Source organism: Polaromonas sp., from assembly GCF_049790275.1.
Classification (GTDB): Bacteria; Pseudomonadota; Gammaproteobacteria; order Burkholderiales; family Burkholderiaceae_C; genus Polaromonas.
The window spans coordinates 1-20,174 of the sequence record NZ_JBAQYR010000131.1 but is presented as its reverse complement, the minus strand read 5'-3'; the positions used below and the strand labels follow the sequence as shown (position 1 = coordinate 20,174).

The 20,174-nt window shown below is 62.6% G+C and carries 24 protein-coding genes; 16 read left to right on the top strand and 8 right to left on the bottom strand.

Going from position 1 to position 20,174, the window contains the following annotated elements; all coding sequences use genetic code 11:
• On the bottom strand, positions 1-258 hold a 258-nt coding region (locus WA904_RS17995), incomplete at its 3' end, for a helix-turn-helix domain-containing protein (RefSeq protein WP_425198498.1).
• Between the two features lie 126 nt (positions 259-384).
• Here WA904_RS17995 and WA904_RS17990 point away from each other — a divergent pair.
• The 7 genes from WA904_RS17990 to WA904_RS17960 all read left to right on the top strand — a co-directional run bounded on the left by WA904_RS17990 (position 385) and on the right by WA904_RS17960 (position 3,836).
• Positions 385-858, top strand: a complete 474-nt coding sequence (locus WA904_RS17990; protein WP_425198497.1) for a VOC family protein — start codon at positions 385-387, stop codon at positions 856-858.
• A 3-nt stretch (positions 859-861) separates the two neighbouring features.
• Positions 862-1,209, top strand: a complete 348-nt coding sequence (locus WA904_RS17985; protein WP_425198496.1) for a GFA family protein — start codon at positions 862-864, stop codon at positions 1,207-1,209.
• 55 nt (positions 1,210-1,264) lie between these two features.
• The gene (locus tag WA904_RS17980) at positions 1,265-1,696 is read left to right on the top strand and encodes a VOC family protein (protein WP_425198495.1); all 432 of its coding nucleotides are present in this window, start codon (positions 1,265-1,267) and stop codon (positions 1,694-1,696) included.
• Positions 1,697-1,710: 14 nt separating this feature from the next.
• A complete protein-coding gene (locus WA904_RS17975) occupies positions 1,711-2,058 on the top strand; it encodes a YciI family protein (RefSeq protein WP_425198494.1) in 348 nt (115 codons plus the stop codon).
• 72 nt (positions 2,059-2,130) lie between these two features.
• Positions 2,131-2,655 carry a DUF1579 domain-containing protein gene (locus WA904_RS17970; protein ID WP_425198493.1) on the top strand — a complete coding sequence of 175 codons (525 nt, stop codon included), beginning with the start codon at positions 2,131-2,133 and terminating at the stop codon, positions 2,653-2,655.
• Positions 2,656-2,712: 57 nt separating this feature from the next.
• The gene (locus WA904_RS17965) at positions 2,713-3,420 is read left to right on the top strand and encodes a DUF899 family protein (RefSeq protein ID WP_425198492.1); all 708 of its coding nucleotides are present in this window, start codon (positions 2,713-2,715) and stop codon (positions 3,418-3,420) included.
• A gap of 14 nt (positions 3,421-3,434) precedes the next feature.
• Positions 3,435-3,836, top strand: a complete 402-nt coding sequence (locus tag WA904_RS17960) for a GFA family protein (protein ID WP_425198491.1) — start codon at positions 3,435-3,437, stop codon at positions 3,834-3,836.
• 154 nt (positions 3,837-3,990) lie between these two features.
• On the opposite strand, the gene WA904_RS17955 is transcribed toward WA904_RS17960, so the two are convergent.
• Positions 3,991-4,290, bottom strand: a complete 300-nt coding sequence (locus WA904_RS17955; RefSeq protein WP_425198490.1) for a collagen-like protein — start codon at positions 4,288-4,290, stop codon at positions 3,991-3,993.
• A gap of 293 nt (positions 4,291-4,583) precedes the next feature.
• Between WA904_RS17955 and WA904_RS17950 the strand changes: the two genes are divergently transcribed.
• The 7 genes from WA904_RS17950 (at position 4,584) to WA904_RS17920 (ending at position 9,858) form a co-directional block, all read left to right on the top strand.
• Positions 4,584-5,546, top strand: a complete 963-nt coding sequence (locus tag WA904_RS17950; protein WP_425198489.1) for an ABC transporter ATP-binding protein — start codon at positions 4,584-4,586, stop codon at positions 5,544-5,546.
• Complete coding sequence (locus WA904_RS17945) at positions 5,543-6,304, top strand: ABC transporter permease (RefSeq protein WP_425198488.1); 762 nt, start codon at positions 5,543-5,545, stop codon at positions 6,302-6,304. The genes WA904_RS17950 and WA904_RS17945 overlap by 4 nt, the downstream gene beginning before the upstream one ends.
• A gap of 210 nt (positions 6,305-6,514) precedes the next feature.
• Positions 6,515-7,573 carry a pirin family protein gene (locus WA904_RS17940; protein WP_425198487.1) on the top strand — a complete coding sequence of 353 codons (1,059 nt, stop codon included), beginning with the start codon at positions 6,515-6,517 and terminating at the stop codon, positions 7,571-7,573.
• Positions 7,574-7,718: 145 nt separating this feature from the next.
• Complete coding sequence (locus WA904_RS17935) at positions 7,719-8,123, top strand: hypothetical protein (protein WP_425198486.1); 405 nt, start codon at positions 7,719-7,721, stop codon at positions 8,121-8,123.
• Between the two features lie 244 nt (positions 8,124-8,367).
• Positions 8,368-8,844 (top strand): hypothetical protein, encoded by a 477-nt coding sequence (locus tag WA904_RS17930; RefSeq protein ID WP_425198485.1) that lies wholly within the window; start codon positions 8,368-8,370, stop codon positions 8,842-8,844.
• A 160-nt stretch (positions 8,845-9,004) separates the two neighbouring features.
• A complete protein-coding gene (locus WA904_RS17925; protein WP_425198484.1) occupies positions 9,005-9,253 on the top strand; it encodes a hypothetical protein in 249 nt (82 codons plus the stop codon).
• A gap of 143 nt (positions 9,254-9,396) precedes the next feature.
• Positions 9,397-9,858: a hypothetical protein gene (locus tag WA904_RS17920; protein WP_425198483.1), complete on the top strand. Its 462-nt coding sequence runs from the start codon at positions 9,397-9,399 to the stop codon at positions 9,856-9,858.
• A gap of 356 nt (positions 9,859-10,214) precedes the next feature.
• Here the strand turns inward: WA904_RS17920 and gap are convergent, their stop codons facing one another.
• The 3 genes from gap to tkt are packed head-to-tail and all read right to left on the bottom strand — an operon-like array spanning position 10,215 to position 13,857.
• On the bottom strand, positions 10,215-11,213 hold the full coding sequence (gene gap / locus WA904_RS17915; RefSeq protein WP_425198482.1) for a type I glyceraldehyde-3-phosphate dehydrogenase: 999 nt from the start codon (positions 11,211-11,213) through the stop codon (positions 10,215-10,217).
• Between the two features lie 27 nt (positions 11,214-11,240).
• The gene (locus tag WA904_RS17910) at positions 11,241-11,795 is read right to left on the bottom strand and encodes a GNAT family N-acetyltransferase (protein WP_425198481.1); all 555 of its coding nucleotides are present in this window, start codon (positions 11,793-11,795) and stop codon (positions 11,241-11,243) included.
• A 10-nt stretch (positions 11,796-11,805) separates the two neighbouring features.
• Positions 11,806-13,857 carry a transketolase gene (tkt, locus tag WA904_RS17905; protein ID WP_425198480.1) on the bottom strand — a complete coding sequence of 684 codons (2,052 nt, stop codon included), beginning with the start codon at positions 13,855-13,857 and terminating at the stop codon, positions 11,806-11,808.
• A 212-nt stretch (positions 13,858-14,069) separates the two neighbouring features.
• On the opposite strand from tkt, the gene murU reads away from it, so the two are divergent.
• Both murU and WA904_RS17895 read left to right on the top strand, forming a co-directional pair.
• A complete protein-coding gene (gene murU, locus WA904_RS17900) occupies positions 14,070-14,762 on the top strand; it encodes an N-acetylmuramate alpha-1-phosphate uridylyltransferase MurU (protein ID WP_425198479.1) in 693 nt (230 codons plus the stop codon).
• Between the two features lie 16 nt (positions 14,763-14,778).
• Positions 14,779-16,161 (top strand): aminopeptidase P N-terminal domain-containing protein, encoded by a 1,383-nt coding sequence (locus WA904_RS17895; protein WP_425198478.1) that lies wholly within the window; start codon positions 14,779-14,781, stop codon positions 16,159-16,161.
• A 25-nt stretch (positions 16,162-16,186) separates the two neighbouring features.
• Here WA904_RS17895 and WA904_RS17890 read toward each other — a convergent pair whose 3' ends face one another.
• From WA904_RS17890 to WA904_RS17880, 3 genes are all read right to left on the bottom strand, one after another.
• The gene (locus tag WA904_RS17890; RefSeq protein WP_425198477.1) at positions 16,187-16,786 is read right to left on the bottom strand and encodes a zeta toxin family protein; all 600 of its coding nucleotides are present in this window, start codon (positions 16,784-16,786) and stop codon (positions 16,187-16,189) included.
• A complete protein-coding gene (locus WA904_RS17885; RefSeq protein WP_425198476.1) occupies positions 16,783-17,160 on the bottom strand; it encodes a TA system antitoxin ParD family protein in 378 nt (125 codons plus the stop codon). The genes WA904_RS17890 and WA904_RS17885 overlap by 4 nt, the downstream gene beginning before the upstream one ends.
• Positions 17,161-17,337: 177 nt before the next feature.
• Positions 17,338-20,174, bottom strand: a 2,837-nt coding sequence (locus tag WA904_RS17880) for a beta strand repeat-containing protein (protein ID WP_425198475.1), incomplete at its 5' end; no start/stop codon positions are given.

The window sequence follows — 20,174 nt, the reverse complement described above, 5'->3', positions numbered from 1 at the left end:
GGCCAGCTCGGCTTCCATGGCCGCGGCCACCGCGGACAGCGCCGCCGCGCGCACTGCCTGCAGCAGGGCCTCGCGGCTGGCGAAGTGGCGGTAGGCGGCATTGGGTGCCACACCGGCGCGGCGCGTGGCTTCGCGCAGCACCACCGCATCAGGCCCACCTGTGCGCGCCAGCTCAATCCCTTCTTCCAGCAGCACGCGCCGCAGGTCGCCGTGGCGGTAGGTGCTGCGGGGGGGCGGGGTCACCGATGGGAAGGGCATATTTTGTTTTGTTACGTTTAATGTGGACAGCGTCCATTATCTTTGCTATTCTCTTGTGGACGCCGTACACAATACATCCGATTTTGACCTGCCGCAACCATTTCAAACATTTTCAGGAGCCGCGCCATGCAGAAAATCACCCCCTTCCTCTGGTTCAACAACCAGGCCGAAGAAGCCATGAACTTCTACACATCCATCTTCAAGAACTCGAAAGCCGGCGAGGTCATGCGTTATGCGGAAGGCGGCCCCGCACCCAAGGGCGCGGTGATGTCGGCCAGCTTCCAGATTGAAGGGCAGGAACTGATTGCCTTCAATGGCGGCCCGCACTTCAGCTTCACGCCGGCGATTTCGCTGTTTGTCGACTGCAAGACGCAGGAGGAAGTGGACGAGCTGTGGGAAAAATTGTCCGAAGGTGGCGCCCCCAACCAGTGCGGCTGGCTACAGGACAAGTTCGGCGTGTCCTGGCAAATCATTCCCTCCGTCCTGGGGGACATGCTGCAGGACAAGAACCCGGCCAAGGCCAAAGCCACCATGCAGGCCATGATGCAGATGCACAAGATCGACGTGAAGCGCCTGCAACAGGCTTACGCAGAGGCCTGAGCCATGAATTACAGGGGAAGCTGCCATTGTGGCCACATCGCCTTCGAAGTGGAGGGCGAACTCACCGGGGCGCTGGCCTGCAACTGCTCGATCTGCTCGCGCAAGGGTTCACTGCTGTGGTTTGTGCCGCACCACATGCTGCGGCTGCTCACGCCGGAAAAAGACATCAGCACCTACGTCTTCAACAAGCATGTCATCCAGCATCGGTTTTGTCCGACATGCGGCATCCACCCTTTCGGCGAAGGTGTAGATCCCCAGGGCAACAAGATGGCAGCCATCAATATCCGCTGTCTGGAAGATCTTGATCTGGCAAGCGTTGCAGTGACACATTTTGACGGACGCGCGCTGTGAGCGCCTGCTGAAACAGTACCTGTTATTTTTCTTACCCATCACGAGAAAGCACACCATGAAAGTCGAACCGTATCTGCTTTTTAACGGCCGCTGCGAAGAGGCCCTGAATTTTTACCGCACAGCTCTGGGCGCTGAAATAACCGGGCTGATGCGCTTCAAGGAAAACCCGGAGCCCATGGCAGGCCCGAACGGCTGCGCGCCGCCACCCGGTACCGAGGAAAAAATCCTGCATGCGAGTTTTCGCATTGGTGAGACAACGGTCATGGCGTCTGACGGCATGGCCTCTGGCAATGCGGAGTTCAAGGGCATCTCGCTGACGATCACCGTGCCGACAGATGCCGAGGCCGAGCGCCTGTTCAAGGCGCTGAGCGCGGGCGGACAGGTGCAGATGGCCATAGGCAAAACTTTTTACGCCACGGCTTTCGGCATGGTGGTGGACCGCTTTGGCGTGTCCTGGATGGTGATCAACCCGCTGCCTATGCCTTGAAGGAGCGCTTCCGAATGCAATATCTGCTGATCATCTGCCACGACGCGTCCTTTGTCCCCACGCCTGCACTGGTGGGCGAGATCGGCATGTGGGTCAAGGACATGGAAAAACGCGCCATCCTGAAGCAGAGCAATCCGCTGCGACCGCCCGGGGAAGCGACGACGGTGCGTGTGCGGGAGGGCAAACGCGTACTGACCGCCGGCCCCTTCGCCAACAGCAAGGAAAAAATGGCTGCTTACGGACTGATTGAATGCGCCGACGAGCGGGAAGCGATTGACATTGCCGCCAGCCACCCGATGGCCAAGGCAGCCACGATCGAGGTCAGGCCGGTGTGGTCCGACCTGCCGCAGATGGCCTCATGAAAAACAGCTGCCTGAAATCGAATACACGTCGGCCACGGAGCAGCCGTTCTTTTTTTCTCAGGAGATTGTTAAATGGAAACCAAACCACCAAAAGATCATGACTGGCTGCAGCACATGGAAACCAAGCCGCAAAAGGAGCATGAATGGCTTCAGCAAATGGTGGGCGACTGGACGATGGAGGGCGACTGCGACATGGGCCCCGACGAGCCGGTCATGAAAAGCTCGGGCACCGAACACGTGCGCAGCCTGGGCGGGCTGTGGGTGGTCTGCGAGGGCACCAGCGAAATGCACGGTGGCGGCACAGGCGAGATGCTGATGACGCTGGGTTACGACGTGGAGAAAAAAACCTACCTCGGCAGCTGGACCGGCTCCATGATGTCGAACATGTTTGTCTACAGCGGCACGCTGGATGCCGGCGGCAAGGTGCTGACGCTGGACACCGAAGGCCCCAGCTTTGCGGGCGACGGCAAGACGGCGCGCTACCAGGACGTGATCACCATCAAAAGCAGGAACGAGCGGACACTGCATTCGCAAGCACTGCAGCCGGACGGCAGCTGGAAACGTTTCATGACGGCGACATACCGCCGAGTGAAGTAGCCTTTTTTTTGGAGCGGCCACCAAGACGGCACGCCGATCAATCAGCGGAGAGTAACCATGAGCACACAGCAAGCACTGACGCCGGCGAGTGAACTGGCGAAAAAGAACGGGGTTCGTTTTCCCAATGAAAGTGACGACTACCGCCACGCACGCGACGCGCTGCTCACTGAGGAAATCGAGCTCAGGCGCCACATCGAGCGCGTGGCGCAACAGCGGCGCGAACTGCCGCCGGGTGGCGTGCTGCCGAAGGACTACGACTTCATGGGAGAAAGCGGCCCGGTGAAGTTCTCCGAATTGTTCATGGGCCACCCCTCGCTGGTCGTCTACAGCTATATGTTCGGGCCGCAGCGCAAACGGCCCTGCCCGATGTGCACCTCGCTGCTCTCGGCCTGGGATGGCGAGGCCGAGGACGTCATGCAGCGCGTTGCGCTGGCCGTGGTGGCGCGCTCACCCATCGAGCGTCTGGTGGCTTTCAAGAAGGAACGCGGCTGGCGGCATCTGAAGCTGTATTCGGACGTGAGCGGCGACTACACGCGCGACTATGTGAGCGCAGAGGACGCGGACGAACCGGCCTTCAACGTCTTCACGCGGCACGACAGCAGCATGCGGCATTTCTGGAGCGGCGAGATGGGCATGGCCACCGCCGACCCGGGCCAGGACCCGCGCGGCGCGCCCGACCTGATGCCGCTGTGGACCATTCTGGACAGCACGCCGGAAGGCCGCGGCACCGACTGGTACCCGGAACTCAGTTATTCCAAGCCCTGATTTTTTACAGCCCCATGAAAAAGACTTTTCACGGCAGCTGCCACTGCGGCGCGGTGCGCTTTGAAGCCGGCATTGACCTGGCCACTAGCACCTACCGCTGCAACTGCTCCATCTGCGCGCGTAACCGTTTCTGGCCGGCCATTGTTGCGCCTGAAGATTTCCGTCTGCTGTCGGGCCAGGCGGAGCTGACCTCTTATCGGTTCAACACGATGCGCAACGAACATCTCTTCTGCAAACATTGCGGGGTGCGCGCCTTCGGCATCGGCAACACACCGGACGGCCAGCAGATCTACGGCGTGAACCTGGGCTGCCTGGAAGACGCCACGCCCGAAGAACTGGCCGCAGCCCCCATCACCTATGTGGATGGCAAGCACGACAAGTGGTCAGACGCGCCGGCCATCACCAGCTACCTGTAAAGGTGCCCCAGTGTCCGCAGCCTTCATGACCGCATCTGCCGGCGCAAGAAGCAAAACCGGCAGGCCGTTCTTGCGTGCCCACGCAAAAAAGGCCCCTGCCGGTCACGGCGGAGTCTTTTGCGGGCAGTGCAGGGCACTGCCACGGACGCAAAACTTATTTTTGCGGAACGACGATCACGGTGTCGCCCGTGGTGCCCTTGTCACCCGTGGCGCCTGTCGCGCCAGTGGCTCCGGTGGCACCCGTCGCGCCGGTGGCACCGCCGCTGGAACCTGTGGCGCCGGTGGAACCGGTCGAGCCTGTGGAGCCGGTAGAACCCGTGCTTCCGGTGGCACCGGTGGGGCCGGCAGGGCCGGGCACGGTCACGACTTCGGGGGCCGGTGTCACAACGGTACGTTCGCAAGCAGTCAGGCCAAGGGTAGCGAGCAGTGCCACCAGCAGGATGGAATATTTCATGGGGAGTCCTTTAAGAGTTGAACGAAAAATGCGCGTGATGCGCAGGCAGTTTTTCTGCCTCGGCCATGAACTTCCAAAAATGATTTCTGGGCAGATGCAAAGGACGAACACTGAACTTAACCGCGCTGCACCCTGCAGGCTGTAGGACGGCCGCACCACTGCCTGTCCCGAATCGGCGGGTCGGCGCGTGTGAATACGCCGCCACCAGGGCCACAAGCCCTTGCCATGAAATTTTCACCAGCACTCTATAGAATCAGCCGGGCCTGTTCCGGCACCAACACATCAGGATGCGCGTGCAACCCATTATTTCGATCCAGCAACTCAGCAAGACCTACGCCTCCGGGTTTCATGCGCTCAAATCGGTAGACCTGGACATCCGGCGCGGCGAAATTTTCGCCCTGCTCGGGCCCAACGGCGCGGGCAAGACCACGCTGATCAGCATCGTCTGCGGCATCGTCCGGCCCAGCTCGGGCAGCGTGACGGCCGATGGGCATGACATCGTGCGCGACTACCGCGCAGCCCGCGCCAAAATCGGCCTGGTGCCGCAGGAGCTGTCGACCGACGCTTTTGAGACCGTGTGGGCCACCGTGAGCTTCAGCCGCGGCCTGTTTGGCCAGCCGCCCAATCCCGCGTACATCGAAAAGGTGCTGCGCGACCTCTCGCTGTGGGACAAGAAGGACAGCAAGATCATGGCGCTGTCGGGCGGCATGAAACGCCGGGTGCTGATTGCCAAGGCGCTGTCGCATGAGCCGACCATCCTCTTCCTCGACGAGCCCACGGCCGGTGTGGACGTGGAGCTGCGGCGCGACATGTGGCAAATGGTGCGGGAGCTGCGCAGCAACGGTGTCACCATCATCCTGACTACACACTACATCGAGGAGGCCGAGGAAATGGCCGACCGCATCGGCGTGATCAGCAAGGGCGAGCTGATCGTGGTGGAAGACAAGGACGTGCTGATGCGCAAGCTCGGCAAGAAGCAGCTGAGCCTGCAGCTGCAGGTGCCGCTGCAGCGCATTCCGGATGCGCTGGCGGGGCTGCCGCTGGAGCTGGCCGCCGAAGGCCACACCCTGGTCTACACCTTCGACACACAGACCGAGGAAACCGGCATTGCGGCACTGCTCAAGCGGCTGGCCGAACTTCACATCGACTTCAAGGACCTGCATTCGAGCGAAAGTTCGCTGGAAGACATCTTCGTGAGCCTGGTGCATGCCGACAAACCCACCACCGCACCTGCTGCCACGAAGGAGGCCGCATGAACTGGCACGCCATCCGCGCCATTTACCGCTTTGAAATGGCGCGCACCTTCCGCACGCTGATGCAGTCCATCGCCTCACCAGTGATCTCGACCTCGCTGTATTTCGTGGTCTTCGGCGCGGCCATCGGTTCACGCATGGGCAACATTGACGGCATCGGCTACGGCGCCTTCATCATCCCCGGCCTTGTCATGCTGTCGCTGCTCAACGAAAGCATCTCGAACGCCGCCTTCGGCATCTACATGCCGAAGTGGTCAGGCACGATTTACGAGCTGCTGTCGGCCCCGGTGTCGTCCATGGAGGTGGTCATGGGTTATGTGGGCGCGGCAGCGAGCAAGTCCGTGTTGCTGGGCCTGCTGATCCTGGCGACAGCGCGCCTGTTTGTGCCCTACGAAATTGCGCACCCCTTCTGGATGCTCTGCTTCCTGCTGCTGACCGCGCTGACCTTCAGCCTGTTCGGTTTCATCATCGGGCTGTGGGCAGACAACTTCCAGAAGCTGCAGGTCGTGCCGCTGATGGTGGTGACGCCGCTGACCTTTCTGGGCGGCGCGTTTTACTCCATCAACATGCTGCCGCCGCTGTGGCAGAAGATCGCCCTGTTCAACCCGGTGGTCTACCTGATCAGCGGATTCCGCTGGAGCTTCTACGGCGTGGCCGACGTCAACGTGGGCATCAGCGCGGCGGCCATCCTGGGCTTCCTGGTGCTGTGCCTGGGCGCGGTGTGGTGGATCTTCCGCACGGGGTGGAAGCTGAAGGCCTGAGCGGGCGGGACACTCTGCAGAGGCTGCAGTTGTTTTCGAAGCGCTATTGACTTTATAGCTGCCAGCGCCCGCTGTACCAGGGCTGGAGGCCGATTTTCCTTGTAGTCACCCGGGCGCAAGGCACGCTGGACGGCGAGCGCTGCAGCTTGAAAGAACACCGGGTAACCTTATATGTGTTCTTTGAAAGTTTCACGCCAGAAAGGCTCCGTCATGTCCGCCAGCTCCGCCGCCAGCCCTGTTCTCCAGGTCAAGCCCCTCGGTTTTCCGTGGGAAACCATCGACCCCTTTTTGTTCTGCGCCTACCACGACGACGCCTACCCCAAAGGCAATGCCGACCTGGGGCCAGCCACCTCGCTGGCCGGCCGCGCCATCGGCCAGGACTTCAGCCGCAAGGACGGCTGGAGCATGTACCACGGTGAAAAAGTGCCCGGCTTCCCGCCACACCCGCACCGCGGCTTTGAAACCGTCACGATTGTGCGCAAGGGCCTGATCGATCATTCGGATTCGTTGGGCGCCACCGCGCGCTTCGGCCGCGGCGACGTGCAGTGGCTCACGGCCGGCAAGGGCATCGTGCACGCGGAGATGTTCCCCCTGCTCGACGAGAAAAACGACAACCCGCTGGAGCTGTTCCAGATTTGGCTGAACCTGCCTGCGCGCAGCAAGATGAGCAAGCCGCACTTCACGATGTTCTGGTCGCAGGACATTCCGCGCCTGCTTGCCAGGGACAGCGAAGGGCGCACGACCGAGGTGGCCGTGATTGCCGGCCGGCTGCAGGACGCCGGCACGCCGCTGGCGCCACCGCCTGACTCGTGGGCGGCTCAGGCAGATGCCGATGTGGCGATCTGGACGCTGCGCATGGAGCCCGGCGCGCGCTGGACGCTGCCCGCAGCTGGCAAGGGCACGCGGCGCAATCTGTACTTTTTCAAGGGCCAGTCGGTCAGCATAGGCGGCCAGGATGTGCGCAGCCCTGCAGCCATCGAGGTACGCGCCGACATGGCGATTGAGCTGGTCAACGGCAATGAAGTGGCCGAGTTCTTGTTGCTCCAGGGCAAGCCCATTGCCGAACCGGTGGCGCAGTACGGCCCCTTCGTGATGAACACCCAGGCCGAAATTGCGCAGACCATGGCCGACTACCAGCGCACGCAGTTCGGCGGCTGGTCGTTCGACAGCGACGCGCCGGTGCACGGGCGCGACCCGGCGCGGTTTGCCGTGCATCCGGGTGGGCGCGAAGAAAGGCCGGCCGAGGTGCCGGAAACCGCCGGCACCTGACACGTTGCCGGGCTGACCGGCCCAGCGCGTACCCCGCGCGGCATGCGCTTGTGCCGCCGGGGCGATGCAGGCAAGTAAACTGGCCTGGCCCTTTCGGCTGGCGCGGATGGCTGTCACCGGCGCCGCATTCACAAGAGGTGGTTTCATGGCGACTGGATGGCTGGCGGTATTGCAGATGGTCCCTTGGTCCGACGTGATCAAGAACGCGCCCAAGGTGGCCGACGGTGCCAAAAAACTATGGAATGCCGTCGGAAAAAAACCACCAGCGACCGGCACCTTGCCTGATGCCGGCACCGGCGCACCGCTGTCGCCGGAAGGCCAGGCCACCGCCGTCCTGCAGGCGCGAACCCTGGCGCTGGAAACCGCCGTCCAGGACCTGCACGAGCAGATGCTCGCGTCGTCGGAACTGATCAAGGCCCTGGCTGAGCAGAACACCCAGCTGATCCAGCGTGCCGAGGTCAACCGCGTGCGCCTGCTGACGCTGGCCGGTGTGACTGCGCTGGTGACCGTCATCGCCGTGGCCGGCCTGGTGCTGGTCCTGGTTCGCTGATCTGCGGGCCGGCAGGATCGACGATCCGCAAGCTGTCCGAAAACAAAACGCTGCATTTTTGATAGCCGTCTGCGCCCGCTCAGCAAGGGCTGAAGGCCGATTTCATGCCCAATGCCGGGCGAAGCGGCGGCCCGCCGGGGCGCTGAAACTCCGTCACTATTTCCCGCAAATTCCGGTGAATATTTCGCTGCAACTCCACGCCACCCGGGCCTATGGTTGGGCTTTGGAAAAAAGAAGATCGCGCATGAACCCTGAGCTGCTGGTTGCCATCGTTGCCGGACTCGTCGCCGTGGTGAGCGCGGTGATTGCCTACATGGCACAAATCAGCGCCGCCAGAAGCCAGGCACAGGTCGCGCTGATCCAGTCCGCAGAACAACAGGCCCACGAAAGACAAAAGCCTTTTGTCGAGCTGCAGATGAAGTACTACTTCGAGGCTGCCGAGACGACTGCCCGGATTCCGCGAACCAGCGACGAAACAGGCTACCAGCAGCTGGTTGCACGTTTCTGGCAGCTTTACTGGGGGCCGCTGGCCGTTGTCGAGGACGAAGATGTCGAGGAGGCGATGGTGGCCTACGGACAGCAGCTGGGCAGCAACCCCGGCGACGCTGCCGCACTGGAGATGCTCTCGCTGGACATCGCCCATGCCTGCCGCGGCTCACTCAAAAGGCTCTGGGTACCGGAGCTCGGAAATATCAGGAACATCCGTCCGGCGGCGCAATAAGACGGTTGCCGGCTAGTGTCCTGTCCCCGACGCGGTACAAGACCTCGACGAGATTCTTGGTGCTTTCGAACTCACGCCATTCGGCCTTGAAAATTTCGAAGGCTTCCTCAGGAAGCAGGACCCGCAAACGCTGTTCGGCAAGGTTGACACTGCTACGGTGGTGATCCAGTTTCCCTGGTTTGGCGGCAAATCGACTTACATCGATAACAGCCGTAGCGAGAGCACCATTATTGATATTGACGTGCAGCTGCAAGTGGCGCTGGGGAATATCGTCGAGCAGATCGAAAAGTCAGACACCACGCCAGAAGAAAAGAGGGATGCCAAGTCCAGGCTGCAGGCATTTTTAAAGCATCCCCTCGCAATCGCCCTTGCCGGGACCGCCTTGAAGCCGCTTCTGGAGAGCCTGTAAGCGATCCATTCGCTGCCAAGCCTCACCATGCCGCCTGTTGATCGCCATCGCGACGGGCGCCTTGTCGCTCACCCCGGGAAAGGCCACACGGCTCCATGCCGGACGGCAACCCCCTAAACTCCGGCCCACTACAAGGAGTATGCATGGACGATTACCAAAACCAGGCCACTGTCAAACGTGAGCTCGACAGCCTGGCCACTCAATTCTTTCGCGCGGTGTCGTTTGAAGCCGGTGAAACACCACCTTACGACAACATTCATGCGCTCTTCATCGCGTCCGGCCTGCTGATCAAGAACACGGCGTCTACGCCCGAGATATCGACGGTGCCCGAATTCATCGCACCGCGGCAAGCCATGGTAGACAGCGGCACACTGACGCGCTTCAGGGAGTGGGAGCTTTCGCAAACGACGCAGGTCTTCGGCAACATCGCGCACCGCTACAGCGCCTATGCGAAAGAGGGCGCGATGAACGACGCAGGCTTTGAAGCCCGTGGCGTAATCTCGACGCAGTTCGTCAAGACGCCAGAAGGCTGGAAGATGAGCGCCATGGCCTGGGATGACGAGCGGCCTGGATTGGCCCTGCCGCCGGAGCTGCTGGGCAGCTGAGCACGGCGCTTCGTTGACAGCGGCCCCGCTTTTACACGCGGGCCGGCTGCGCCAGGGCGGAGTGGCTGGAGACGGGCCCGCAAAAAAATCATGAACAGTTTCACGCATGCGGACACGCCGCGGCGCTGCGGGAGCAGGGCGACATATCGGCATCCGGCAGATGCCACCTATTGTTAATGGCTGTGGTCGTCCTGGGTTGACGATGGGCAGCAGGCGGTCAAGGAGAGTTTGGGTGACTTGTGGTTTTCAAGGGTCGGTGGTTCTCGCGCGCCCCGGAGCCGGGATACCAACGCCGAGCCGCAGGTCGTCCAATAAAAGAGCGCCCTTCCGGGCGCTTTCTGCAGGGCGTTGTACGCTTACTTGGCCACCACTCGCACCATCTCCAGGCACTTGTTCGAGTAACCCCACTCGTTGTCGTACCAGGCCACCACCTTGATGAAAGTGCCGTCCAGCGCGATGCTGGCGTCGGCATCAAATACGCTGGTACAGGTCTCGCCGCGGAAGTCGGTGGCCACCACCTTGTCTTCGGTGTAGCCGAGGATGCCCTTGAGGGCGCCTTCGCTTTGCGCCTTCATTTCGGCGCAGATTTCTTTCAGCGTGGCCTCCTTGTTCAGCTCGCAGGTCAGGTCCACCACCGACACGTCGGAAGTCGGCACGCGGAAAGACATGCCGGTGAGCTTTTTGTTGAGCTCGGGAATCACCACGCCGACGGCCTTGGCTGCACCGGTGCTGGAAGGGATGATGTTTTCCAGGATGCCACGGCCGCCGCGCCAGTCCTTGTTGCTCGGGCCGTCCACGGTTTTCTGCGTGGCGGTTGCCGCGTGCACAGTGGTCATCAGGCCGCGCTTGATGCCCCACTTGTCGTTGAGCACCTTGGCCACGGGTGCCAGGCAGTTGGTGGTGCAGCTGGCGTTGGAGATGATGGTCTGGCCCTTGTAGGTCTTGTCATTGACGCCGAAGACGAACATGGGCGTGTCGTCTTTCGACGGGGCCGAGAAGATGACTTTTTTGGCACCGGCGGCCAGGTGTTTCTCACCGGAAGCCTTGTCGAGGAAGAGGCCGGTGGCCTCGAGCACGATGTCGGCGCCGATCTCGTTCCACTTCAGGTTGGCCGGGTCACGCTCCTGGGTCAGGCGGATTTTCTTGCCGTTGACGATGAGGGTGTTGCCTTCAACCGATACCTCGCCCTTGAAGCGGCCATGCACAGAGTCGTATTGCAGCATGTACTTCAGGTAGTCAGGCTCGAGCAGGTCGTTGATGCCGACGATTTCAATGTCGCTGAAGTTCTGCACGGCGGCGCGCAACACGTTGCGGCCGATGCGGCCGAAGCCGTTGATACCTAGTTTGATCGCCATGTTTTTAAACTCCTGTAAGTTAAAGAATTACGGTTGCCACTCGGGCTGAAGCAGCCCCAGTTGCAGCATGTCATGCCGGGTTTCGTTCCAGAATGCGACTTCCCGCAAACGGCCCTCCACCTGAAAACCCAGTTGCGCAGCCAGACCCAGCGAAGCCTGGTTGTCCGGATGAATGAGCGCCTCGACGCGGTGCAGTTGGCCACGTTCAAAACCCCAAGTCAGGATTTTCTTCAACGCCTCGCGCATCAAGCCCTGGCGTTGAGCGTTGGGGTTCAGCTCATACCCCAGAAAACATTTTTGCCAGCGCTGGTCCCAGTTAAACAGCCCGCAAGTACCAAGGAATTCACCGGTTGCCCGGTGCTGCAGCGCCCACCGCATGACGGGGACTTGCAGCTTCCACCCTGCGCGGCAGGCAGAAATGAATTCATGCGCGGCAGACACATTGGCAAACGGCTTGGCTCCCCAGTGACGCATATGATGCGCGTCCTGATGAATCGCCAGCAGCGCGGGTGCATGCTGATGATCCAACTCAATCAACCGCAATCGCGGCGTTTCAAGCTCGGGGAACTCCGGTTGTTGCATGGGACGCGTTCTACCTGGACAGCAGCACTTTGCGCACGGTGTCAGCCACGTTCTCAGGCGTGAAGCCGAAATGTTTGAACAGCACCGGGGCTGGCGCCGATTCGCCATAGGTGTCGATGCCGACCACGGCAGCGCAGCCGTATTTCCACCAGCCGTCGGTGACGCCCATCTCCACCGCAATACGTGGAATGCCTTCGGGCAGCACTTCGGATTTGTAGGCGGTTTTCTGTTTGTCGAAGGTGGTGGTGCTGGGCATGGAAACCACGCGCACCGCAATCTTGTGGGCGGCCAGCAGCTCCTGCGCCTTCAGTGCCAGCTGCACTTCGGAGCCGGTGGCGATGATCACAGCCTGGGCTTTTTTGTTCAGACCGACTTCGGTGGGCTCGGAGAGCACATACGCCCCCTTGCTGATTTGCCCGAGATCGTCTTTCGGTGCGTAAGGGAGGTTCTGGCGGCTCAGCAACAGGGCGGTTGGCCTGGCCTTGTTCTGCAGGGCTACGGCCCAGGCCACGGCGGTTTCGGCCGTGTCGCCCGGACGCCAGACGTCGAGGTTGGGGATCAGGCGCAGGCTGGCGGCGTGTTCGATCGACTGGTGCGTCGGGCCGTCTTCACCCAGGCCGATGGAGTCGTGCGTGAACACGTGCACTACGCGGATCTTCATGAGCGCGGCCATGCGGATGGCGTTACGGCTGTAGTCGCTGAAGGTCAGGAAGGTGCCGCCGTAGGGAATGTAGCCGCCGTGCAGCGCGATGCCGTTCATGATGGCGGCCATGCCGAACTCGCGCACACCGTAGTTGATATGACGGCCGATGACCTTGCCGCCTTCGGCTGTCTCCGTCATCGCCACATTGCCGGCCAGATCAAAGCGCAACGCAGGCGTGCTCTTGGTGTTGGTCAGGTTGGAGCCGGTCAGGTCGGCCGAGCCGCCCAGCATTTCAGGCAGGCCGGCGGTGAATGCTTCGAGCGCGAGCTGGGAGGCCTTGCGCGAAGCCACGGTCTCGGCCTTGGTGTGGGCACCGACCACGGTGTCCACCGCGATCTGCGAGAAGGCCCTGGGCAGCTCGCCCTTCATGCGGCGCGTGAATTCTGCCGCCAGCTCGGGGTGGGCCACCTTGTAGGCGGCGAATTTCGCGTCCCAGGCGGCTTCCAGCGCCAGGCCTTTGGCCTTGGCGTCCCAGGCCTCGTAGGCTTCCTTGGGCAAATCGAACGGGGCGTATGTCCAGCCCAGCGCTTCGCGCGTGAGCTTGATTTCTTCGGCACCCAGCGGCTCGCCATGGGCCTTGGCCGTGTTGGCGCGATTCGGCGAGCCTTTGCCGATGTGGGTTTTGCAGATGATCAGCGTGGGTTTGTCGGCGCTGTTTTTTGCGTCGGCCAGCGCGCGCGACACAGCGTCAACATTGTGGCCGTCGATCGGGCCGATGACGTTCCAACCGTAAGCCGCAAAACGCAGCGCGGTGTTGTCGATGAACCAGGGGGCAACCTGGCCGTCGATGGAAATGCCGTTGTCGTCGTACAGGGCGACCAGCTTGTTGAGCTTCCAGGCACCGGCCAGTGCGCAGGCTTCGTGGCTGATGCCTTCCATCAGGCAGCCGTCACCCATGAAAACATAGGTGTGGTGGTCAACGATGGTGTGGTCGGCCTGGTTGAATTCGGCCGCCAGCAGCTTCTCGGCCAGCGCCATGCCGACGGCATTGCTGATGCCCTGGCCGAGCGGGCCGGTGGTGGTTTCCACGCCGGGGGTGTAGCCGAACTCGGGATGGCCCGGTGTCTTGCTGTGCAGCTGGCGGAAATTTTTCAGTTCATTGATGGGCAGTGGGTAGCCGGTCAGGTGCAGCAGCGCATAAATCAGCATGGAGCCGTGGCCGTTCGACAGCACAAAGCGGTCGCGGTTGAACCACTGCGGGTTGTGCGGACTGTGCTTGAGGTGCTGGCCCCAGAGGGCAACGGCCATGTCGGCCATGCCCATGGGTGCGCCGGGGTGGCCGGAATTGGCTTGCTGCACGGCATCCATGGCCAGAGCGCGGATGGAGTTGGCCATGAGGGATGGGGAGGTGTCAGCCATTGCTTGGAGTCCAGGGTGTGAGAAGGGTCGCGGCGCCCGGGGGCCGGCTAACCGGGCACTCGGGAAAACCCCTGATTTTACGGGATGCCACCGTGCGCGATCTGCAGCCGGGTTGCCTCGCCCAAACGCTACCAATTTGGTAGCTGGTCGCGCCCGTCCCCTGTGGGCTAACGGCCAATTTGGCCTCATAACCCGTCATAATTCAGGCCACCATGAGCACCCAAGCCCTGATTCTTGCCGCCGGACGCGGCGAACGCATGCGCCCGCTGACCGACCAAACGCCCAAACCGCTGCTGCCAGTGCAGGGCAGGCCGCTGATTGCCTGGCACCTGGACAGCCTCGCACGCGCCGGTGTGAAGGAGGTGGTGATCAACACCGCCTGGCTCGAAGACCAGTTTCCGGCCGCGCTCGGCGATGGCAGCGCCTGGGGCCTGCGCATCCGCTATTCGCATGAAGGCGCGCTTTTTGGCGGGGCACTGGAAACCGCGGGCGGTATCGCCACCGCGCTGCCGCTGCTGCGGGACGCACCCTTCTGGCTGGTCGCCGGTGACGTGTACATGCCGGGCTTTGATTTTCCGGCGCCCGACGCGCAGCGGTTTGCTGCATCCGCTGCGCTGGCACACATTTACCTGGTGCGCAACCCGCCGCACAACCCGACAGGCGACTTCGGCATCAGCAGCACTGGCCTGGCGCTGTCGCAGGCGGATGAAAAATTCACCTACAGCACTGTGGGCCTGTACCGCCCGGCCCTGTTCCAACATACGCCGGCCGGGAGAAAAGCCGCACTGGCACCGCTGCTGCGCGAGGCCATGCAAAGCGGCCATGTCAGCGCAACGCTATATTCAGGGCCATGGACCGACGTGGGCACGCCCGAGCGTCTGGCCGAGCTGAACATTCCCCGTTAGGAAACCGCTTTTACCCATGACCACCATCTACGAAAAACGCCGCGCCGCCGTGGCACGCGCGCTCAAAACTGCCGGCGGCGGCATGGCCCTGCTGCCAACGGCCCCTGAAGTGGCACGCAACCGCGACAGCGACTTCGCTTACCGCCACGACAGCTACTTCTATTACCTGACCGGCTTCAGCGAACCCGGCGCCTGGCTGGCCATTGAAGCGAGCGGCAGGAGCACGCTGTTTTGCCGGCCCAAGGACCTGGAGCGCGAGATCTGGGACGGCATCCGGCTGGGCCCGAAGGCTGCACCGGCCGCGCTGGGCGTCGATGCCGCTTTCAGCACCGAAGCTCTCGAAGAAAAAATGCCGGCCCTGCTGACCAACCAGAACGCGGTGTGGTTTCCGTTTGCCACACACCAGGGCCTGGAAACGCAGGTGGATGGCTGGCTGGCCAAGGTGCGCGCCCGCGTGCGCTTCGGCGCTGAATGTCCCCAGAGCCAGCACGACCTGTGCAAGCTGCTGGATGAAATGCGGCTGGTCAAGGACACGCATGAAATTGCGATCCTGCGGCGTGCCGGCAAGATTTCTGCAGGCGCCCATGTGCGCGCCATGCAAACCTCGGCGGCCATGCTGCGCCAGGGTGTCAAAGGCGACCTGCGTGAATACCACCTCGAGGCCGAGCTGCTGCACGAGTTCCGTCGCCATGGCTCACAGTACCCGGCTTACACCAGCATCGTCGCGGCAGGTGCCAACGCCTGCGTGCTGCATTACCGTGCGGGTGACGCCGAACTCAAACCCGGTGAGCTGTGTCTGATTGACGCCGGCTGCGAACTCGACGGCTACGCGAGCGACATCACGCGCACCTTTCCGGCCAATGGCAAGTTCACACCCGCACAGCGCACGCTGTACGACATCGTCCTTGCCGCACAGGATGCAGCGGTGAAAGTCACCAAACCCGGCAAGCGTTTCATGGACCCGCATGATGCAGCGACGCGCGTGCTGGCCCAGGGCATGCTGGACACCGGCCTGCTCGACAAAAAGAAACACGGCAAGGTCGACGACGTGCTGGAATCGGGCGCCTACCGCCAGTTCTACATGCACCGCACCGGCCACTGGATGGGCATGGACGTGCACGACTGCGGCGACTACACCGAGCCCGGCAGCAAACCACGCGAGGAAAAAGACGCCCTGGGCCAGACGGTGATGCGTAAGCCTTCACGCATCCTGCGGCCGGGCATGGTCACCACCATCGAGCCCGGCATTTATGTACGGCCAGGCAAAGGGGTGCCGAAGGAGTTCTGGAACATCGGCATCCGCATTGAAGACGACGCGCTGATCACGGCCAAGGGCTGCGAGTTGATGACTCGCGGAGTGCCTGTGAAGGCCGATGAGATCGAGGCGTTGATGCGGTGATGATTGGGCTGGCAGGTGCTCTGAATCAATCGGTAGCTAGCATCGCAGCCGCCCATAGCGGCAGCTTCTTCACCAGCAAGGTCGTTTGCTCTGCCTTGCACACAGCCACCAGCGTGGGCGCCCCCCGCTCCACCCCGGCGCCATCGTAGACAAAGGCAAGGTCCGCCAGGCGGACCGCTTTCTTGAGGTTGGCCATGGTGCGCGGGTAGCGCTCAAGAATGCGTCTTGCCGGAACATGGTGGCCACCCTCCTGAACTCGCTGCCTCACTCGTGCCAGCAAATGCTGCGGATTGTTCACGGACACGACGTAGAGAACGACGTGGTAACCCAGCGATTGGGCATGGCTGACAAGGCTCAATTTGGACTCATGTGAGAAGACGGTTTCGCTCACAAACCCAACTTTGTCTTCCAGCAATGCCTGGCGCCGTGCATCGGCCCAGTCACGCGCTGCCTCTGATCGTTTTTGCAAGTCCAGGACGTTTTGCAAATGGCTTTTCTCGTACAGATCAGCGTTCACAAACTCCAGTTCGCGGGCTATGGTGCCGCTGTCAACCAAGGCACGGTAGAGAGTGGATTTGCCAGCTCCGTTGGGGCCCGCGAGCAGATGAAAAATGGGCGGGGTCAAGCAGCAGTCCGCTGCACTGCCAATTGCCTATTTTCCTCAACGATCCGGCGAACGTGGGCTTGCAGCGTGCCATTGGAGCTGATCTCTATCAAGCGCTCGGCCAAAGCATCCAGGGTGCCTGGCGCCTTCGGTGTCTTGCCGGTCGCGGGACGGCCTGTTTTGGCGCGCGCCTTGCGCGCAGCAGCCTCATACACCTCAATCGCAGTCTGAGCCTCTTGCACGGTCAGGCCTGAATGTTCAACCACCCGGCCGAGCGTGGCCCAGTACTCGATTTGCCCGGCGGCCGAGCGTCGCAAGGGCTGAGCGGCTTCCCGCGCCTGCTCTACAAGATCGATGGGGAGTTTGACAGAGGCAAAATTGCTGGGTGCGGCCATGATGATCTCCTGTATGGCCCATTTTGGGCTATATTGCCACTTTTTGCAATTTCCAAACCAGACGAACTGCTACTCCGCCACCGTCACTCGCCGGGCGTTTTTGAAGGTTCGCAAAAGCACCCCGTGGATCACACGACGCAAGGTCTGGGCTCGCCAGAGGTGCCGGTCGGGGAGCGCCTAACCGCCCTGAGGCGAAGGCTTTGCTGCGGCATTACGTAGCGCCGGGGCCGCCATTGCCGTTTCGGACATCGTCAACACCACGGAACGAGCCCCCAGGCCGACACGAAGCTGCTGCGGCAGCGCACCAGAAGGCACACCGGCTGCGGTGAACGCACCCGAGACCGCATCAAACCGCAACCAGGCCGGAAGCGGTTTGCCGGAAAGCGTGGTGGCCTCCACCGCTGCATCACCGGCCATGACCATCAGGCCTTTGGGCAAGGCGAACCGGAAAGCCGCGCCGGTTGACACCAGCTCGCTGGAAACACCCACTGAAACAATGCCGGGGCGCTGGTCAACTGGCTCGCGCAGGGTTTGCACCAGCACGGCCGAATCAGCTGCTGCACAGGCAGTCTCCGGATCGGCGCAAGGCCCGGCGGCGGAAGGAGCGGACTCCAGCAGGGCGTTCATGGCCGCCACCGAAAGACCGGCGGAGGCAGGTGCCAGTACAGCGGTCGGCAAGGTGATGGACGAAGCCATCGATGGCCGGAACGCACCCCCCTGGCCTGCCGCATCCACAATGGTGGCCACCGTGCTTGCCGTGTTGCTGGCCAGGACGTAATTGCCCGCATCCGCTCCGCCAAGCGCAATGCCTGTGATGGCTACCGGTTTGTCAATACCGGGCGCCGCGGTGTCAAAGTTGCCGGTGGCTGCCGCAACATTGAGCACGTCGCCGCCGAACATCCCGGTGAAGCCGGCAGCACCGGTGTTCAGCGCGGCTGCGGTGTTGCCGTCAGCCACCTTGGTATTGGCCGTGATGCCGGTCACGCCGGCAATGGTTGCAGGGGTGATGTTGGCAGTGGTCGCCGCCGCGGTGTTGAAGGTGTAGTTGGCGGCGTCGGTGCCGGTCACGTTGATGCCGGTCACGTTAACCACTTTGTTTACGCCAACGTTCTTGTCCACAAAACTCGCTGCCGTGCTGCTGGCCGTCAGAATATCCCCTGCGACCCGGTTGTCCGACAGGCCGACCACTGCGTTGGTCGTGGCGTCATAGGCTTTGTTGGTGCCCGTGGCGCTGACGGTCAAGGCGCGCGCCGTGATGTCGCCAATGTTCCCGGTGGCTGTGCCGCCACCGGACACCTGGTAACCGTAGACGGTTGTTGCGCCGTTCGATGCGCTGGCGGTGATGCCCGATACGCTGACGGTCTTGCCTGTACCCACATTCTTGTCGGCGTAATTGCCGGCGGTCGGGTTGTTCAGGGTAACCACATCCCCGTCGATGCCCGCGGAACTGGTGTAGTTGCCCGCCGTCAGTGTGGCGTTGGTGTTGCCGTCGTACACCTTGGTCACCGCGCCGGTGAGGCCTGCGGTAACGGTCGGCGCCACTGTATGGAGGAACCCATTGCCGGTGCCAAGGATGGTGTCGCCGTAGGTGGCGTTGTACTGCTTGAAGTTCGCGACCAGGCCATTGCGGGTATCGCTTGTCGGGCTGGTTGAATAAACCAGCCAGCGGCCCGGGCCGGAATTGATGGCAGCAGCGCCAACGTTGTTGACGAAATTCTGTTTGGCCACCAGCACCACAGAATCCCCACCGCCTGTGGCGGTCTGGGTCCCGGTGAGCGTGAGATTGCCGATGGTGCTGCGGGCCACGATGCCTGCTGCGCGGACCGCCCCCAGGCTGACAGCCGCACCTGTCGCGCTGAAGGCGCCCAGGGCCGTCGTTTGCCCGATGCCGGCCGTGGTGGTGATGTTGCCGCTGGTGCCGGCATTCAGTGTGAGATCGTGGGCACCGTTGATGGTTTGTGCGATGACGATGTTGTCGCCCGCGCCGCCGGCCGTCGTGATCGAAGAATTTCCGGTCAGGGTCACCGGACTGTTGAAGGTGATGGTGTCTGCGCCTGCCGTGCCCAGTGTTGCCAGATTGCCGTTGAGGCTGGTGACGCCGGTGTAGCTCTGCGTGCCTTTGGTTTGCACCGAGCCGAGCGCAATGCTGGCGCCCGTCGCGCTCAAGGTGGTCACAGCGCTGGTGGCGGTACCACCCGCCAGCGTCACGGCCCCGGTACCGGCGGTCAATGTCAATGTGCGCGCCGTGGCGTCTTCATTCAGGGCACCGTCCAGCCGGATGGCGCCCCCGGTGCCGCCCGTCGTGCCGCCCGTGGTGTTGACCGTGAGGTTTGCGGTTTGTGCCGCCGCGTCCTTGACCCAGACCTGGCCGCCGCTGCCGGCCGTGCCGGCGCCAATACGGTTGCCGCCGGTAGCCGTGAGGTTGCCATTGAGCGTGATGAGAGGCGTCGCGCCGCCCGCGTCCAGCGTGATGCTGCCGGCATTACCGCCGTTGGCGCTGCCTGTGCCTGCATTGGCACCCGTCACCGAAATGGCGCCGACCGAAACGTTGCCACCGCTGCCCGTCACCGTCACGGCGGCACCATTGCCGCCGGCCATGTTCGCACCGCTGCCCGCCGTGCCGTTGGCCGTGATCGCAGCGGTGGTGACCGAATTGCCTGCGAGCGTCACCGTGCCGGCGCTGCGGCCCGCTGTGTTGGTCAGTGCTGTACCACCCGAGGTGGTGATGGCACCTGTCACATTGAGCAATCCTGTGCTGGCCGTTGCGCTGACATTGCCCCCCGCGCCGTTGCTGCCGCCTGTGGTGGTCAAAGCACCCGCCGTCACTGTTGTGCCCGTCAATGCGATGCTGCCGGTGGTACCCCCAGCTCCGGTGCCGGTGGCGGCACCGGTCTGCGCAGCGATGGCGGCCGTATTCAGCGTGCCACTGCCGGTGATGCTCACCACCCCGGCGTTGCCGCCGGCCTGGTTGGTGCCGTTGGCTGCACTGCCGCTGGCGGTGATGTTGCCGGTGA

Bases quoted from the DNA above. Each gene is read 5' to 3' on its own strand.
- WA904_RS17930 (WP_425198485.1), top strand. From the start codon at position 8,368: ATGAACCCTGAGCTGCTGGTTGCCATCGTTGCCGGACTCGTCGCCGTG.
- WA904_RS17980 (WP_425198495.1), top strand. From the start codon at position 1,265: ATGAAAGTCGAACCGTATCTGCTTTTTAACGGCCGCTGCGAAGAGGCC.
- WA904_RS17965 (WP_425198492.1), top strand. From the start codon at position 2,713: ATGAGCACACAGCAAGCACTGACGCCGGCGAGTGAACTGGCGAAAAAG.
- WA904_RS17940 (WP_425198487.1), top strand. From the start codon at position 6,515: ATGTCCGCCAGCTCCGCCGCCAGCCCTGTTCTCCAGGTCAAGCCCCTC.
- WA904_RS17945 (WP_425198488.1), top strand. From the start codon at position 5,543: ATGAACTGGCACGCCATCCGCGCCATTTACCGCTTTGAAATGGCGCGC.
- WA904_RS17885 (WP_425198476.1), bottom strand. From the start codon at position 17,160: ATGGCCGCACCCAGCAATTTTGCCTCTGTCAAACTCCCCATCGATCTT.
- WA904_RS17935 (WP_425198486.1), top strand. From the start codon at position 7,719: ATGGCGACTGGATGGCTGGCGGTATTGCAGATGGTCCCTTGGTCCGAC.
- WA904_RS17975 (WP_425198494.1), top strand. From the start codon at position 1,711: ATGCAATATCTGCTGATCATCTGCCACGACGCGTCCTTTGTCCCCACG.
- gap (WP_425198482.1), bottom strand. From the start codon at position 11,213: ATGGCGATCAAACTAGGTATCAACGGCTTCGGCCGCATCGGCCGCAAC.
- WA904_RS17910 (WP_425198481.1), bottom strand. From the start codon at position 11,795: ATGCAACAACCGGAGTTCCCCGAGCTTGAAACGCCGCGATTGCGGTTG.
- murU (WP_425198479.1), top strand. From the start codon at position 14,070: ATGAGCACCCAAGCCCTGATTCTTGCCGCCGGACGCGGCGAACGCATG.
- WA904_RS17920 (WP_425198483.1), top strand. From the start codon at position 9,397: ATGGACGATTACCAAAACCAGGCCACTGTCAAACGTGAGCTCGACAGC.
- WA904_RS17985 (WP_425198496.1), top strand. From the start codon at position 862: ATGAATTACAGGGGAAGCTGCCATTGTGGCCACATCGCCTTCGAAGTG.
- WA904_RS17955 (WP_425198490.1), bottom strand. From the start codon at position 4,290: ATGAAATATTCCATCCTGCTGGTGGCACTGCTCGCTACCCTTGGCCTG.
- WA904_RS17895 (WP_425198478.1), top strand. From the start codon at position 14,779: ATGACCACCATCTACGAAAAACGCCGCGCCGCCGTGGCACGCGCGCTC.
- WA904_RS17990 (WP_425198497.1), top strand. From the start codon at position 385: ATGCAGAAAATCACCCCCTTCCTCTGGTTCAACAACCAGGCCGAAGAA.
- WA904_RS17970 (WP_425198493.1), top strand. From the start codon at position 2,131: ATGGAAACCAAACCACCAAAAGATCATGACTGGCTGCAGCACATGGAA.
- tkt (WP_425198480.1), bottom strand. From the start codon at position 13,857: ATGGCTGACACCTCCCCATCCCTCATGGCCAACTCCATCCGCGCTCTG.
- WA904_RS17960 (WP_425198491.1), top strand. From the start codon at position 3,435: ATGAAAAAGACTTTTCACGGCAGCTGCCACTGCGGCGCGGTGCGCTTT.